This window comes from Nonomuraea sp. NPDC049758 (assembly GCF_040674635.1).
GTDB lineage: Bacteria > Actinomycetota > Actinomycetes > Streptosporangiales > Streptosporangiaceae > Nonomuraea.
Genome location: NZ_JBFAMZ010000008.1, coordinates 296570 through 312360, shown reverse-complemented (window position 1 = coordinate 312360; position 15791 = coordinate 296570). Strand labels below are relative to the sequence as shown.

The following is a 15791-nucleotide window of genomic DNA, read 5'->3' as shown; positions in this document are numbered from 1 at the left end:
AGGACCCCGAGGGAGGAATGCGCCGTGCCTGGCGACAGCCGTACCGTTCTGCTGCTCTCCACCTCCGACACCGACCTGCTGAGCGCTCGCGCCTGCGGGGCGGGCTACCGCCTGGGCAATCCCGCCCGGCTGACCGCCGAGGACGTCCCCGGCCTGACGGAGGGGACCGACCTCGTCGTGGTGCGCCTGCTGGGCGGGCGGCGGGCCTGGCCGGACGGGCTCGACGCGCTGCTGGCCGGGCCGCGCCCGGTGGTGGTGCTGGGCGGGGAGCCGGCTCCCGACGCCGAGCTGATGGAGCTGTCCACGGTCAGCGGCGGGGTGTGCGCCGAGGCGCACGCCTACCTGGCCCATGGCGGCCCGGCCAACCTGGCCGAGCTGCACGCGTTCCTGTCCGACACCGTCCTGCTGACCGGGCACGGGTTCGAGCCGCCCGTCGCCGCCCCCACCTGGGGACGGCTGGACCGCCCTGCCAGGGCCACCGGCGGTCCCGTGGTGGGGGTGCTCTACTACCGGGCCCACCACATGGCCGGCAACACCGCGTTCGTCGAGGCGTTGTGCGACGCCGTCGAGGACGCGGGCGGGCAGGCGCTGCCGGTCTTCTGCTCGTCCCTGCGCGCGGCCGAGCCGGAGCTGCTGGACACGCTGCGCGCGGCGGACGCCCTGGTCGTCACGGTGCTGGCGGCGGGCGGCTCCCGTCCGGCCACCGCGGGGGCGGGCGGCGACGACGAGGCCTGGGACGTCGGCGCGCTGGCCGAGCTGGACGTGCCGATCCTGCAGGGACTCTGCCTGACCACCACCCGCCAGGCATGGGAGGAGAACGACGACGGGCTGTCGCCGCTGGACGCCGCCTCCCAGGTGGCGATCCCGGAGTTCGACGGGCGGATCATCACGGTGCCGTTCTCGTTCAAGGAGATCGACCCCGACGGGCTGACCGTCTACGTCGCCGACCCCGAGCGGGCCGCCCGGGTGGCGGGCATCGCGGTGCGCCACGGCCTGCTGCGGCACACCCCTCCCGCCGAACGGCGGCTGGTGGTGATGTTGTCGGCGTACCCGACCAAGCACTCCCGCGTCGGCAACGCGGTCGGGCTGGACACGCCCGCGAGCACCGTCCGGCTGCTGGCCCGTCTCGCCGAGGCGGGTTACGACCTGGGCGACGGCTTCCCCGGCGTGGCCGACCAGGACGGCGACGCGCTCGTGCACGCGCTGATCGCCGCCGGCGGCCAGGACCAGGACTGGCTGACCGAGGAGCACCTGGCGGGCAACCCGGTCCGCATCTCCGCGGCCTCCTACGAACAGTGGTACCGGACGCTGCCCGCGGCCCTGCGCGAGAGAATCGAGCGCCACTGGGGGCCGCCGCCCGGAGAGCTGTTCGTGCACGAGGGCGACAGCGGGACCGACATCGTGCTGGCCGCGCTGCGGGCCGGGAACCTGGTGGTGATGGTGCAGCCGCCGCGCGGCTTCGGGGAGAACCCGATCGCCATCTACCACGACCCCGACCTGCCGCCCAGCCACCACTACCTGGCCGCCTACCGCTGGCTGTCGGCCGAGTTCGGCGCGCACGCGATGGTGCACGTCGGCAAGCACGGCAACCTGGAGTGGCTGCCCGGCAAGTCGGCGGGGATGTCGGCCGCGTGCGGCACCGATGCCGCCATCGGCGACCTGCCGCTGGTCTACCCCTTCCTCGTCAACGACCCGGGGGAGGGCACGCAGGCCAAGCGGCGCGCGCACGCCGTGCTGGTGGACCACCTGGTGCCGCCGATGGCCCGCGCCGACACCTACGGCGACATCGCCCGGCTGGAGCAGCTCCTGGACGAGCACGCCACGATCGCCGCCATGGACCCCGCCAAGCTGCCCGCGATCCGGGCGCAGATCTGGACGCTGATCCAGGCCGCCCGGCTCGACCACGACCTCGGGTTGGCCGACCGGCCGCACGACAGCGAGTTCGACGACCTCATCCTGCACGTGGACGGCTGGCTGTGCGAGGTGAAGGACGCCCAGATCCGCGACGGGCTGCACGTCCTCGGCCAGGCGCCCACCGGCCAGGTGCGGGTGGACCTGGTGCTGGCCATGTTGCGCGCCCGGCAGATGTGGGCCGGCAGGGAGACGCTGCCCGGCCTGCGCGAGGCGCTCGGCCTGGCCGAGGACGGCACGGCGGCGCTGGGCGACGTGGACCGCGCCGAGGCGACCGCCCGCGCCCTGGTCGAGGCCATGGAACAGCAGGCCTGGGCCCCGGACGCAGCCCCCGCCGTCGCCCGCGCGGTTCTGGAGGGGACGCCCGATGCCGCTCCCACGGCATTGGACGGGACGTCCGGCGTCGCTCCCACCGCGTTGAGCGGACCGCCCGGTGTCGCTCCCGCCTCGGTGGGTGACGCGCCCGAGGGGCGGGTGGAGCTCGTGGCGCGGGTGCTGGCGTTCGCCGCCACCGAGATGGTGCCGCGCCTGGCCCGCACCACCGACGAGCTCGACCACGTCCTGCACGCCCTGGACGGCGGCTACGTGCCCGCGGGCCCCAGCGGCTCCCCGCTGCGCGGCCTGGTCAACGTGCTGCCGACCGGCCGCAACTTCTACTCCGTGGACCCTCGGGCGGTGCCCAGCCGGCTGGCCTGGGAGACCGGCCAGGCGATGGCGGAGTCGCTGCTGGAGCGCTACCGCGCCGACACCGGCGAGTGGCCGCGCTCGGTCGGGCTGTCGGTGTGGGGGACCAGCGCCATGCGCACGGCCGGCGACGACGTCGCCGAGGTGCTGGCCCTGCTCGGCGTCCGCCCCGAATGGGACGAGGCGTCGCGTCGCGTCATCCGCCTGGAGCCGATCCCGCTCGCCGAGCTGGGCCGCCCGCGCATCGACGTGACGGTCCGCATCAGCGGCTTCTTCCGCGACGCCTTCCCGCACGTGGTCGGCATGCTCGACGACGCCGTACGGCTGGTCGCGTCGCTGGCGGAGCCGGCCGCGGACAACTACGTCCGCGCCCACGTGGCCGCGACGGGCGGCGACGAGCGGCTGGCCACGATGCGCGTCTTCGGCTCCGCGCCCGGCGCGTACGGGGCCGGGCTGCTGCCGCTCATCGACAGCCGCAACTGGCGTGACGACGCCGACCTGGCCGAGGTGTACGCCGTGTGGGGCGGCTACGCCTACGGCCGCGACCTCGACGGCGTCGCCGCCCGCCCCCAGATGGAGGACGCCTACCGCCGCATCGCCGTCGCCGCCAAGAACGTCGACACCCGCGAGCACGACATCGCCGACTCCGACGACTACTTCCAGTACCACGGCGGCATGATCGCCACCGTGCGCGCGCTCACCGGCAAGGCCCCGGCCGCCTACGTCGGCGACAGCACCCGCCCCGACGCCGTGCGCACCCGCACCCTGTCGGAGGAGACCTCACGGATCTTCCGCGCCAGGGTGGTCAACCCGCGCTGGCTGGCCGCCATGCGCCGCCACGGCTACAAGGGCGCCTTCGAGCTGGCCGCCACCGTCGACTACCTGTTCGGCTACGACGCCACCACCGGCGTGGTGGCCGACTGGATGTACGACAAGCTCACGGAGACGTACGTGCTCGACCCCGAGAACCAGGCGTTCATGGCCCGCTCCAACCCCTGGGCGCTGCACGGCATCGCCGAACGCCTCCTGGAGGCCGCCGAGCGCGGCATGTGGCAGCACCCGGACCCGGAGGTGCTGCGCGGCCTGCAGGAGGTCTACCTCAAGACCGAGGGCGACCTGGAGGACGACACCAGCCGCTGAGCCAGGCGCGGCGCGCCCGCCCAGTGCAGATGCAGGTAGGACGCGGTCACGCCGGGGTCGCCGTACCCGTCGTGGCCGCCGTCCCAGCGGAACAGCGGCTCACCCGCGTAGGTCACGGCCGTCCGGTGGAACTCGTGCCCGCGCAGCCGCTCGCCCGCCCTGGTGAGCGGCGAGCGCCGCAGCGCGACGGCGTCCCGGTAGCCGAGCGTCAGCCGGGACGTCATCCGCGCCCGCCCGGGGACGCGCCCGCACATGCGCTGACCGTCCAGCTCGTCGCACAGGTACAGCAGGCCCGCGCACTCGGCGGCGATCGGGCCGGGGAAGGCGGCGACCTGCTGCCTCAGGGGCTCGTTGGCGGCCAGCTCGGCGGCGTACACCTCCGGGAAGCCGCCGCCGATCACGATCGCGCCGGTCCCGTCCGGCAGCCGCGTGTCGCGCAGCGGGTCGAAGACGGCCACCTCCGCCCCCGCCGCCCGCAGCAGCTCGACCTGCTCGGCGTAGCCGAACGTGAACGCCGCCCCACCGGCCACGGCCACCACCGGCCGGCCGCGCGGGGCACCCGCCACCGCCTCCTCCGGCCGGCCGCCCGTCGCGGCGGATGTCGGCGGCGTCCAGGAAGGGCCGCCCAGCGGGGGAGCGGAGCGCGCCAGCCGCAGCAACGCGTCCAGGTCGCACGAACGCGCCACCAAGGCGGCCAGCCGGTCCACGGCGGCGACCGCCTCGGTCCGGCGCTCGGCGGCCGGCACCAGCCCCAGGTGCCGGGAAGGCGTGGCCACGGCGTCGTCGCGGCGGATCGCCCCCAGCACCGGCACGCCCGCCGCCGCCAGCGCCGACCGGCACAGCTCCTCGTGCCGGTCGGAGCCCACCCGGTTGAGCACCACCCCGCCCACCCGCACGTCCGGGTCGAAGGTGGCGAACCCGTGCACCACCGCCGCCACCGACCTGCTCTGCCGGGCCGCGTCCACGACCAGCACCACCGGCGCGTCCAGCAGCGTCGCGACGTGCGCGGTCGAGGCGAAGCCGGTGTCCCCCCTGCCGTCGAACAGGCCCATCACGCCCTCGACCACCGCCACGTCGCACCCGGCGGCGCCGTGCAGGAACAGCGGGGCGACGAGCTCCTCCCCGACGAGCCACGGATCCAGATTGCGGCCGGGACGGCCGGCGGCCAGCGCGTGATAGCCCGGGTCGATGTAGTCCGGCCCCACCTTGTGCGGCGAGACCCGCAGCCCGCGCGCCCGCAACGCCGCCATGAGCCCGGTGGCCACCGTCGTCTTGCCGCTGCCCGACGACGGCGCGGCGATCACCAGCCGGGGAACTACCACTCGATGCCCTTCTGCCCCTTCTGCCCGGCGTCCATGGGGTGGCGTACCTTGCCCATCTCCGTCACCAGGTCGGCGACCTCGATCAGCCGTCCGGGCGCGTCCCTGCCGGTGATCACGACGTGCTGGCTGCCCGGCCGGTCCGTCAGCGCCTTCAGCACGTCGTCCAGGTCCAGCCACCCCCACTTCAGCGGGTACGTGAACTCGTCCAGCACGTAGAACCGGTACGTCTGCGCCGCCAGGTCGCGCTTGATCTGCTCCCAGCCCTCACGGGCGTCGGCCGCGTGGTCCTCCTCGCTGCCGGGCCGCTGGATCCACGACCAGCCCTCGCCCATCTTGTGCCAGGCCACCGGGCCGCCCTCGCCCGTCTCGCCGAGCACCTTGAGCGCCCGTTCCTCGCCGATGCGCCACTTGGCCGACTTCACGAACTGGAACACCCCGACCGGCCAGCCCTGGTTCCAGGCCCGCAACGCCATCCCGAAGGCGGCCGTGGACTTGCCCTTGCCCGGTCCGGTGTGCACCATCAGCAGCGGACGGGTCCGCCGCTGGCGTGTGGTCAGGCCGTCGTCGGGCACGACAGCCGGTTTTCCCTGAGGCATGTTCAGACCGCCTTCCTGTGGTCACGGACGACCGAACCGAGATCGGCCAGAGAGTCGAGAGGCACGAGCCGCGCGCGCAGCCGGGAGGCCAGCCGGACGGCCAGGCCGAGCCTGACCGGCCCGCTCTCGCAGTCCACGACCACCGACGCGGTGCCGGCCAGCAGCGCGGCGGCCCGGTCCACGTCGCCGCCGGCCGTGGCCCGTCCGTCGGTGACCAGCACCAGCAGCGGACGCCTGGCGGGGTCGCGCAGCCGTTCCACGCGCAGCACCTCCGCCGCGCGCACCAGCCCCGCCGCCAGCGGCGTGCGCCCTCCGGTGGGCAGGGAGCGCAACCGGGCCGCGCCCGCCTCCACCGACGAGGTGGGCGGCAGCGCCACCTCCGCGTCGGCGCCCCGGAAAGTGATCAGTCCTATCTTGTCCCGCCGCTGGTAGGCGTCGAGGAGCAGGCTGAGCACGGCCGTCTTGACCGCGGTCATGCGCTTGCGCGCCGCCATCGAGCCGCTCGCGTCCACCACGAAGAGCACGAGGTTGCCCTCCCTGCCCTCGCGCACCACCTCGCGCAGGTCGTCGCCGCGCAGCGCCAGCCCGGGGCCCTGGTGGCCGCGTTCCCGCTGGTGGGGCGCCGCTGCCAGCAGCGTCGCCGGCACATGGAGGTCGCGTACGGGGCCGGGCGGGCGGCGCGCGCCGGCGCTCCGGCCGCGCCGGGTTCGGGACCGCGACCGCCGGCCCACCGCCCCCTCGCCGACCCCCGGCACCTCCAGCAGCGGCACCCGGTACGGCGCCGCCATGCCCGCCACTTGCGCGGCCGCCTGGGAGGCCGCCTGCGAGGCCATCTGCGAGGCCGTCTGGGAGGCCGCCTTAGGCGCCGCCGCTCGGGAGGCAGCAGCCCCCGTGGCGGTCGCCGCGTCCGGAGCGGGGTCCCCGGCCAACGGCGGCGCGTCCGCGTCCGCGCCGGCGGCCGCGGACGCCGGGGCGTCAGCGGCGGCCGTCCGGCGGTCCGTCGGGGGCTCGGCGCCGGTCGGGTGGTTCCGCGTTTCGGGGCCGGTGCCGTCGCCCGGTGGCGGCGTCCCGCCAGGTCCGCCGGGCCCGGAGCCGTCGGGGCCGCCGTCTGGGGCGTCGTCGCCCGATGTGCGTTCCAGCAGCTCGTCGAGCAGCGCCTCGTCCAGACCCGGAGCGTCGAACGGGTCCCGGCGCCTGCGATGCGGCAGCGACAGCCGGGCCGCGGCCCGCACGTCCTCGGTCGTCACCGTGTCGCGGCCCTGCCAGGCGGCGTGGGCGATGGCCGCGTTCGCCGTCACCAGGTCGGCACGCAGGCCGTCCACCTCGAAGGCGGCGCACACCGTCGCGATCTGCCGCAGCCGGGCGTCCGGCAAGCGCACGCCGGGAACCCGGGACCGCGCGGCGGCGATGCGGGCCGACAGCGCCGATTCCGCTGCCGTCCATCGACGCGCGAACGCCGCCGCGTCCGCCTCGAAGGCCAGCCGCCGCCGCACCACCTCGGCGCGCTCCTCCGGGTCGCGGGACGCCCTGACCTCCACCGTCAGCCCGAACCGGTCCAGAAGCTGCGGACGCAGCTCGCCCTCCTCCGGGTTCATGGTGCCCACCAGCAGGAAGCGGGCGGCGTGGCGCACCGACACCGACTCGCGCTCGACGTAGCACGTGCCCAGCGCGGCCGCGTCGAGCAGCAGGTCCACGAGGTGGTCGTGCAGGAGGTTCACCTCGTCCACGTACAGGACGCCGCGGTGGGCGGCCGCCAGCAGCCCCGGCTCGAACGCCTTCACCCCCTCCGTCAGCGCCCGCTCGACGTCGAGCGAGCCGGCCAGCCGGTCCTCCGACGCGCCGACCGGCAGCTCCACCAGGGCGGCCGGCCGTTCCACCCGCTCGGCGCCGGGCTCGTGCGGCCCGTCCGGGCACTCGGGATCGGGTACGGCGGGATCGCAGGCGAACCGGCACCCCGGCACCACGGCCACCGTCGGCAACTGGGCCGCCAGCGCCCGCACGATCGTGGACTTCGCCGTTCCCTTCTCGCCGCGGACGAGCACCCCGCCCACCCGGGGCGACACCGCGTTCAGCACCAGCGCCAGCTTCAGGTCGCCGAGCCCGACGACGGCGCTGAACGGATAGGTGACGATCAAGACTCAGCCTTCCGGTTGACGTGGACCACCCGCCAGCCGTCCCGCGCGACGGTCAGCTCGGTGGTGGACAGAGGAGCCAGGTCGAAACGGGCCGCGCGCAGCGGATCCAGCCCCAGGACATGGCCGAGCGCCGCTCTGATGACGCCCGCGTCGCAGACCACGACGGCCCGCGGCTCGTCCCGTACCGAGTCGAGCCAGCCCGCCACCCTGGCGGCGAGCGCGCTCAGTGACTCACCGCCGTGCGGGGCGGCGTGCGGGTCGGCCAGCCAGCTCGCCAGCGCGTCCGGCTCCGCCAGCGCGACCCGCCCGTACGGCAGGCCCCGCCACCGGCCGCAGTCCGCCTCCGCCAGGGCGGGAACCTCGCGGGCCGCCAGCCCCATGGCGGCGGCCGTCTGCCGCGCGGCCCTGCAGGGAGCGGCCCATGCCGCCGCCGCCTCGACGGGCCCCGACGCGGCGGCCCTGGTCAGGCTCGCCGCGTCGGCGTCCTCGTCGGCGGGAAAGCATCCGGCCCGCATCCCCGGTGTCGTGGCATGCCGGACGAACAGCACCTTGCTCAGCTCGGCGCCGCGACCAGCGGATGAGCCGCCGAACGCCGCTCCGCCCGGTCGCTCGCCCAGCCGAACAGCACGCCGAACGCCGCCCAGAAGACGAGCTGCGTGCCGAGCGAGGCGAGCCGGAACTCCCACAGCAGCGTGGCGGGGAACCCCTCGGGCACCTCATCGACCGTCGGCAGCAACCACCACGCGGCGACGACGGGCACGAGGAACGCGACCGCCGCCGCCGTCCAGCGCGCCCACGGGCCGCCGTCGACGCGGCGGGCCGTTGCCACCGCGATCGCCGTCGCCGCCAGCCCGACGAGGATCAGCACCACGTAGAGCAGCGTGCGGCTGTTGATGGTGTCCGGATCGCCCACCGCAGGCGGGTTGGCCGGATATTTCACGAAGGGCACGAGGATGGTCGCGGCGAACGCCGTCCCGGCCGCGGCCACCGCCAGCCGCCCGTCGGAACGCGGGCCGACCCGCCCGCGCAGTCCGGCGAACACCAGGGCGAACATCCCGCCCACGGCCAGCCCGTAGAGCCCGGTGGCCAGGAACAGCCCCGCCTTCTGCACGGGCCTGCCGACCACGGCGTCCTCGCCGTGACTGTGCTCGGCCGCTTCGGCGTGACTGTGCTCGGCCGTCCCGGCGTCCGGATCGGGCGCCTCGGCCTGGGCGGCGGCCTCCTCCAGGGCGATCGCGTGGTCCACGCGAGGTTCACCGAAGGCGAAGGCGAAGGCGCCCGCGATCAGTCCGGCCAGGAGTCCGACGAGCAGACCTCTGGCCAGTAAGGTGCGTACCATGACGGGCCCTCAGTGGCAGGGCACGCCGAGCAGGTGACGCCCGTCGTGCATCAGCTCGTGCAGGAAGGTGCCGGTCTGGGAGATGGCGCCGTTGTCCATCAGAACCAGGTAGGCGACCAGGAGCAGCACGGGCACGGCCAGCAGCAGCCAAGGGCGCAGGCGGGGAAAGGGAATCGTCGACGGGGTGGACAACCCGGTCATGTCAAGCCTCCTCAGGGGTCACGCGTCCCATATCACGAGGTCACGGCTGCCAAGCGACCTGGCTCCCGGGATCTACGTCCCGGATACAGTGGCGCGTCCGCACCGGCATCTCACCGGATTTCCCTTGGACAACCGTGAAATCTACCGGAACGTATCCTTTCCTCACGTTCGCGTCAACATGCGACCGGTGCCCCTCGGTCTCCTGCCGCCCCGCCACGCGCCTTTGCGAAAGGCCCAGAATTTCACCTCGCCGAGTGTGCGGATCTAGCTTGCGTTGGCCATTCGACCGCATATCGACAGCCACGCTGGGCATCGAGCGAATAGGGAGGACCCGGTGCCATGAATGTTGCCCGCGACGTACGAGACCGCTATACGGACGCGTTCAACGCCCACGACATGAAGGCATTGCTCGGCACTTTCAGCCCGGCCGGGGTGTCCATCAGCCCGGAAGGCGTATCCCAGGGACACAGCGAGCTGGCCTCCTATCTGGAGGAGTTCTGGACGGCGTTCCCCGACGTCCGGGCCGTGATCACGGAGTCCTCCGAGGCCGAGGCGACCACCGTCGACGAGCTTCTCATGGTCGGAACTCACCGAGGGCCGTACACCATGCCCGGCGGTCAGGTGCTTCCCGCGACGGACCGCCCTGTTCGTTTGCGATGCTGTTATGTCTGCACGGTGGAAGACGGGCTCATCACGAGTTTGCGCCTCTATTTCGATCAACTGGAGTTGCTCACCCAGCTCTCCGGCTCGGTGATTCTGCATCGTCCTTAGCGAATTGCCGGACGCGAGGGATCGCCCCCGCGTCCGCTCGTCCTGCACCTGACAGATGTACTCTCAGCAGGGCTCTGGTTGATCTTCGCGGCCGGCCGCACTCTGGCCGCATGACGACGGACACTCACGACCTGACCGCCGCTGACACGACCCCGCGATGGGGGCTGCGCGGCTGGCTCGTCCTCATCACGTTGTGCGGCGCGACGTTGATGACCGGGCTGGACTACTCGATCATCACGGTGGCGCTGCCGGAGATCGGCAGGGACCTCGGCTTCTCCTCCGCCTCGGCGCTGCAGTGGGTGGCCACCGCCTGCCTGCTGCCGACGGCCGCGTTGATGCCCTTGTTCGGACGCGCGTCCGACATGGTGGGCAGGCGCCGGTTGTTCGTCATCGGCGTGGCGGCGGCCATGATCGGCCCGACCGCGCTGGCGCTGATGACCGGCACGTTCCCGGAAGGGCCGCAGCGCACCCGGGCGCTGGGCGTCAACGGCGCCCTGCTGTCGCTGGGCTTCGTCGTCGGGACGATCGGCGGCGGCCTCATCACCAGCGGCCTGAACTGGCGCTGGACGATGCTCATCCTGTTCGGCATCGGCGTCCTGGTCATGACGGGCGCGGTGACGGTCGTGCGGGAGACGGCCGTCCGCGGCCGCGCCAGGCTCGACGTGCCCGGCGCGCTCCTGGCGAGCGGCGGCCTGTTCGCCCTGGTCTACGGCATCTCGACCGGCGGGGCGGCGGGCTGGGGCAGCCTGCCGACGCCGGCGACCTTGACGGCGGCGGCCCTGCTGCTGGGCGCGTTCCTGGACGTCGAGGCGCGGCACGCGGCCCCGCTCGTCCCGCTGCGGCTGCTGCGCCGCAGGACGGTCAAGTGGGGCATGACGGTCGGGCTGGTCACCTTCGGGATGTGCGGCGGCGCGACCCTGCTGCTCAGCAGCCACATGCAGGACGTCCTGGGCTGGACGCCGCTGCAGACCGGGCTCGGCTTTCTCGGGGAGGGCGTCGCGGCCCTGGTCGCGGGCAGCGTCGCGGCCAGGATGATCAGCACGCGCGGGACGGTGGCGACCATCGTCATCGGCCTGACCGTGCAGGCCGCCGGCACCGTCGCCATGGTGTTCCTGCCGGCCCAGGGCGGCCTGGTCCTGCTGCTGGCGACGTCGGCCACCATGGGGTTCGGGCACGTCCTGACGGTGGTGGCCGCCGTCACGACCATCACGTCCGGGCTGGGCGAGGCCGACCAGGGCGTGGCCGGAAGCCTCGCCCAGATGCCCACCTTCGTCGGCGCCGTCGGCGTGGCGGGGCTCACCGCGATCGCCGCCGTCCGTACGGAAGCGCTCGCCTCCGCCACCACCGGGGCGTCGGCCACCCTCGGCGGCCTGCACGCCCCTTCCTGGTGGCCGGCGCGGTGGCGCTGGCCGGCGCCTTCGTCGGCGGCGCCCTCCTGCGCCGCCCTTCTGCGCCGCCCCGCCCCTGAGGCCCCTACGGTGAGACGGCGGCGGCCAGCTCGGCCAGCCGCCGCAGCCGTTCCTCCGACGGCGAACCCGCCTCGGCCTGGAAGACCGTCACGCCCTGCCCCTCGTCGTCGGGCGTGCGCAGCAGCTCGGCGGTGAGGGTCATGACGCCCACCTCCGGATGCCGGTAGTCGCGCGAGATGGAGGCGCAGTTGCTCACCGGATGCTCGGTCCACATCGCACGGAACTCCGGACTGGGCGCCAGCAGCTCGTCGACCAGCGCGTTCAGCCCTTCGTCGGTGGGGAAGCGGCTCAGGGAGCCCTCCAGGTAGGCGATGTCGTCGCGGGCCTTCTGCGCCCAGTCGGCGTACAGCCCGCGGGAGAAGTCCAGCTCCAGGAGGTCGAGGCGGACGAAGTTCGGCTTCTCCGCCCCCTCGAAGGGCCAGTGCGGGGCGAGCAGCGCGTGCGCCGGACGGTTCCAGGCCAGGATGTCGCCCCGCCGGCCGACCGCCATCGCGGGCCGGTCGGTGAAGGCGTCCACCATCAGCCTGATGCCGGGACGCAGCTGTTCGGGCCTGGCCCTCGCCCCGGCCCGGGCGGCCCTGGCCAGCCGGTGCAGGTGGGCCAGCTCGTCGTCGTCCAGCCGCAGGACGCGGGCCACGGCGTCCAGGACGTCGTCCGAGCCGATGCCTGACTCCTGAGCTCAGGCCCACGTCCTCGGGGCGCAGCCGGGCCCGTCGGGACCGCAGGAACTCGCCAAGTGCAGAAGCGGGATACATAGCACCAAGACTGCCAAACCCCACGGATGCCGCGAACAGCTCACCGAACGCCCCTGAGCCGGGTGCGAACGCGCACGGTCGCCGTGGTACGGCCGGCGATCGGGGCTTCGACGTCCTTCGGTGACGTCCGTGGCCGGGGAAGGACGAGGTAGGTGAGGGCCAGGCCGATCAGGCTCAGTGCTGCGCCCGCCAGGCCGGTCCACCGCAGGGCGCCGGCGGCGACGATCGTGCCGCCGATGACCGAGCCGGCCGCGGCCCCGAGGTTGAAGGCGCCGACGTTGGCGGAGACCGCCAGGTTCGGGGCGGCGCCCGCGTGGTGCAGGATGAGTCCCTGGAGCGGGGCTATGGTCGCGGTGGCGAGCAGGCCGAGCACCAGGACCGCGGCCACCGCGGCAGGCTGCCACACCACGGCGAACGGGACCAGCAGGAGCGTCCCCGCCAATCCGCCGAAGACCCCCCGTACGGTGGCGCTCATCGACTTGTCGGTCAGCCGTCCGGCAGTGAGGTTGCCGATGAAGCTGCCCGCGCCGTAGGCGAGCAGCAGACCGGAGACCGCCGCGGCGGAGAAGCCGGAGACGCGGATCAGCAGCGGGGCGATGTAGGTGAACACCGTGGCGACCCCGGAGAAGCCCACCGCGGTGGTGGCGATGGCGAGCATGACCGGCCGGCGCGTCACCACGCGTATCTCGTCCCGCAGTCGCGTGGACGGCGCCTCCTGCCGGGGCAGGACGGCGGCCAGGAGCATGGCGCCCACCAGGGACAGAACGGTCAGCACGGCGAACGGAGCCCGCCAACCGGCGCTCTCCCCGAGCAGTGCGCCCAGGGGCACTCCGAGGAGCGTGGCCACGGTGAAGCCGGAGGCCACGGTGGCGATGGCCGAGCCGGTCCGCTCGGCCGGGACCACCCGGGTCGCCGTCACCAGCGCCAGAGCCAGGAAGGCGGCATGGCTGAGCGAGGACACCACGCGGCCCACCAGGAGCAGGCCGAACGACGGCGCCGCCGCGCTGATCGCGCTGCCCGCCGCGAACAGCAGCATCAGTCCGACGGCGAGCCCCTTGCGCGGCAGACGCGAGGTCAGCAGGGCCATGAGCGGCCCTCCGGCCACCACTCCGAGCGCATATGCGGTCACCGCCTGTCCGGCGGTTCCGACGGAGACGTCAAGATCAGCTCCGACCTGGGGCAGCAGCCCGGCGATCAGGTACTCCGAGGTGCCCACGACGAAGACGCTTGAGCACAATGCCGCGAGCGTCGCGAAACCCTTGTCCATCTTCATGCCGTAGACGCTAAAGTCTCACATTGATATGAGAGTCAAGGCGAGCGGGGTGTCGTCGTGCGCATCGGTGAGCTGTCCCGGCGGACCGGCGTGGCCGTACACCTGCTGCGCTACTACGGCGAACAGGGGCTGCTCCACCCGCAGCGGCGCCCCAGCGGCTACCGGGAATACGCCGAGGAGGACGTCGCCGTCGTCCGCCGCATCCGCAGCCTGCTGGCCGCCGGCCTGAACACCTCGACGATCATGACGGTCCTGCCGTGCCTGCGGGACGCCGGCGACCGCCTCGTCCCCACCTGCTCGGACCTGCTCGCCGACCTCCACCGGGAGCGCGACCGCATCGCCCAGGCCATCAGCGACCTCCAGACCTCCATGGACGCGCTCGATCACGTCATCGCCGCGGCCCCGGCCGACGTCACCCGCCGGGCCCTGGCCGCACTCGACGCCTGAAAGGCACCCACCACACCGGCCGCGGCGTGGCCCTCAGGGGTGGCTCGGTCCCCGCCGATGAGTTCCGGCTCCCTGCAGGCTGTGGTGGGTGGACGTCGTGAACACTTGTCTCGTGATCGGTGAAGAACCGGTGTGAACCCAGGGATCGAGAGGTGACCTCGATGTCACGCGCGCTGCCGGCCCAAGCAGCGGACGCCGTGATCATCGAACAGTCCAGGCGGGAGCCGGAGCGCTTCGCCGCCATATTTGACCGCTACTACCCCGAGATCCACGGCTATGCCGCGCGCAGGTTAGGCGCGGGCCTGGCCGACGACGTCGCCGCGGAGACGTTCCTCATCGCCTTCGACAAGCGGGCAGGCTACGACGTCTCCCGCGCCGACGCGCGGCCCTGGTTGTACGGCATCGCCTCCAACCTCATCGCCCGCCATCATCGCGCCGAAGTACGCCAGTACCGGGCCCTGGCCAAGGCGGGCGCCGACAGCCCCGTGGAGGACCACGCCGATCAGGTCGCCGGGGCCGTCGACGCGGGAGCCCGCACGTCCCGGCTGGCCGAGGCGCTCGCCGAGATCGCCGATCGCGATCGGGACGTGCTGCTCCTGGTCGCCTGGGCGGAGCTGACCTCGGAGGAAGCGGGCAGCGCGCTCGGCATCCCGGCCGGAACGGCCCGCTCACGACTGCACCGGGCCCGCAGAAGGATCCAAGCCGCACTGGAAAGGGACGGATCATGAACGACCTCGAGAGGCTGCGCGAGGACTGGGCGCGCCCGGCGCCGCCGGCCCCCGACGCCCAAGCCGCAGCGCGGGCGGCTCTCCTGGCCCGCGCCGGCCGTCCACGCTCCGGGCGCGGATGGGCGATCCGGGCGCTGGCGGTGGCCGCCGGCGCCGTGATCATCACGACCGGGGTGAACGTGTTCCAGGGAGAGCGCACGCTGCCCGCCGCCAACGCTCAGGTGGTGCTGACCAGGATCGCGGCGGCCGTACAGGAGAAGGAGTTCACGCCGCCCCGCGGCGACCAGTGGATCTACACCGAGAACCGGGTCGCGGTCCGGGACCAGGGCATCGGCAAGGGCGAACGGCTCACCCCCCAGACACCGCTGCCCGACACGGTCGAACCGCTCTGGACCCGGGCCGACGGCAAGCGGGTGGGCTATCTGGTGAACGGCAAGCTGCAGACCATCGGTCCCGGTGAGAGGGAGCCGGAGAACACCTACGCGTTGCTGGCCTCGCTGCCGACCGACCCTGACGCGCTCCTGGCCGAATACCGTGAGCTCTACCAGGGGCAGGTCCCTGCCGACGACGAGTGGATCTTCCTGCGCTTCGCCGTGACCCTCAGCCAGAACCTCGTCTCACCGGAGCACGAGGCCGCGATCTTCAAGGCGATAGCCAAGCTGCCCGGAGTGACAGTGGACGAGACGGCGACCGACACCGAGGGACGCCCGGCGCTGTCGGTCTCTCAAGTCGCCGAAGGCTGGCGCAAGGTCGAAATCCTCCTGGACCCCACGACCTACGCCTACCGGGCGCGGCGGGAGACGGCGATCACCGACCATGAGGAGCGTTATCCCAAGCCGAACGGCGTCCTGATGTACACCTTGAAGGACGGCAAGCAGGTCCCCGTTCCTCCTCATCTGGAGTGGAGCATCGAGAAGGGAACGACCTGGTCGATCTCCACCCGCGTCGCGATCGGCGTCGTGGACCAGGCCGGGGAGCGGCCATGACCCTCCTGGGCCTGGACATCTCCGACACCACCAC

13 protein-coding genes, 1 pseudogene and 1 riboswitch are annotated in these 15791 nt (G+C 73.5%); of the genes and pseudogenes, 6 read left to right on the top strand and 8 right to left on the bottom strand.

Features of this window, described 5'->3' with window-relative positions; all coding sequences use genetic code 11:
• Positions 1-24 precede the first annotated feature (24 nt).
• Positions 25-3735: a cobaltochelatase subunit CobN gene (gene cobN / locus AB0J46_RS23300; RefSeq protein WP_364335264.1), complete on the top strand. Its 3711-nt coding sequence runs from the start codon at positions 25-27 to the stop codon at positions 3733-3735.
• On the opposite strand, the gene AB0J46_RS23295 is transcribed toward cobN, so the two are convergent.
• The 6 genes from AB0J46_RS23295 to AB0J46_RS23270 are packed head-to-tail and all read right to left on the bottom strand — an operon-like array spanning position 3690 to position 9328.
• Positions 3690-5042, bottom strand: a complete 1353-nt coding sequence (locus tag AB0J46_RS23295) for a cobyrinate a,c-diamide synthase (RefSeq protein WP_364335461.1) — start codon at positions 5040-5042, stop codon at positions 3690-3692. The two genes, cobN and AB0J46_RS23295, sit on opposite strands and share 46 nt — an antisense overlap.
• 8 nt (positions 5043-5050) lie before the next feature.
• Complete coding sequence (cobO, locus tag AB0J46_RS23290; protein WP_364335262.1) at positions 5051-5653, bottom strand: cob(I)yrinic acid a,c-diamide adenosyltransferase; 603 nt, start codon at positions 5651-5653, stop codon at positions 5051-5053.
• 2 nt (positions 5654-5655) lie between these two features.
• Positions 5656-7788: a VWA domain-containing protein gene (locus AB0J46_RS23285; RefSeq protein WP_364335260.1), complete on the bottom strand. Its 2133-nt coding sequence runs from the start codon at positions 7786-7788 to the stop codon at positions 5656-5658.
• On the bottom strand, positions 7785-8336 hold the full coding sequence (locus tag AB0J46_RS23280) for a histidine phosphatase family protein (protein ID WP_364335258.1): 552 nt from the start codon (positions 8334-8336) through the stop codon (positions 7785-7787). Before AB0J46_RS23280 ends, AB0J46_RS23285 begins: the two co-directional genes overlap by 4 nt.
• A 5-nt stretch (positions 8337-8341) precedes the next feature.
• Positions 8342-9127 (bottom strand): CbtA family protein, encoded by a 786-nt coding sequence (locus AB0J46_RS23275; RefSeq protein ID WP_364335256.1) that lies wholly within the window; start codon positions 9125-9127, stop codon positions 8342-8344.
• 9 nt (positions 9128-9136) lie between these two features.
• Entirely contained in the window at positions 9137-9328 is a 192-nt protein-coding gene (locus AB0J46_RS23270) for a CbtB domain-containing protein (RefSeq protein ID WP_352320001.1), read from the bottom strand.
• 34 nt (positions 9329-9362) lie between these two features.
• Positions 9363-9492, bottom strand: a riboswitch (cobalamin riboswitch).
• 175 nt (positions 9493-9667) lie between these two features.
• Between AB0J46_RS23270 and AB0J46_RS23265 the strand changes: the two genes are divergently transcribed.
• Positions 9668-10099, top strand: coding sequence for an ester cyclase (locus AB0J46_RS23265; protein WP_364335254.1), 432 nt, complete (start codon positions 9668-9670; stop codon positions 10097-10099).
• Positions 9985-11319, top strand: a pseudogene (locus AB0J46_RS23260) (MFS transporter); the annotation flags it as partial. The gene AB0J46_RS23265 and the pseudogene AB0J46_RS23260, both read left to right, overlap by 115 nt.
• A 253-nt stretch (positions 11320-11572) precedes the next feature.
• On the opposite strand, the gene AB0J46_RS23255 reads toward AB0J46_RS23260, so the two are convergent.
• A complete protein-coding gene (locus tag AB0J46_RS23255; RefSeq protein ID WP_364335252.1) occupies positions 11573-12205 on the bottom strand; it encodes a transcriptional regulator in 633 nt (210 codons plus the stop codon).
• 158 nt (positions 12206-12363) lie between these two features.
• The gene (locus AB0J46_RS23250) at positions 12364-13596 is read right to left on the bottom strand and encodes an MFS transporter (RefSeq protein ID WP_364335250.1); all 1233 of its coding nucleotides are present in this window, start codon (positions 13594-13596) and stop codon (positions 12364-12366) included.
• A 57-nt stretch (positions 13597-13653) separates the two neighbouring features.
• On the opposite strand from AB0J46_RS23250, the gene AB0J46_RS23245 reads away from it, so the two are divergent.
• The 3 genes from AB0J46_RS23245 to AB0J46_RS23235 all read left to right on the top strand — a co-directional run bounded on the left by AB0J46_RS23245 (position 13654) and on the right by AB0J46_RS23235 (position 15757).
• Positions 13654-14043 carry a MerR family transcriptional regulator gene (locus AB0J46_RS23245; protein WP_364335248.1) on the top strand — a complete coding sequence of 130 codons (390 nt, stop codon included), beginning with the start codon at positions 13654-13656 and terminating at the stop codon, positions 14041-14043.
• Between the two features lie 161 nt (positions 14044-14204).
• Positions 14205-14771, top strand: a complete 567-nt coding sequence (locus AB0J46_RS23240; protein ID WP_357981796.1) for an RNA polymerase sigma factor — start codon at positions 14205-14207, stop codon at positions 14769-14771.
• Positions 14768-15757, top strand: a complete 990-nt coding sequence (locus AB0J46_RS23235) for a CU044_5270 family protein (RefSeq protein ID WP_364335246.1) — start codon at positions 14768-14770, stop codon at positions 15755-15757. Before AB0J46_RS23240 ends, AB0J46_RS23235 begins: the two co-directional genes overlap by 4 nt.
• The last annotated feature ends 34 nt before the right edge of the window (positions 15758-15791 follow it).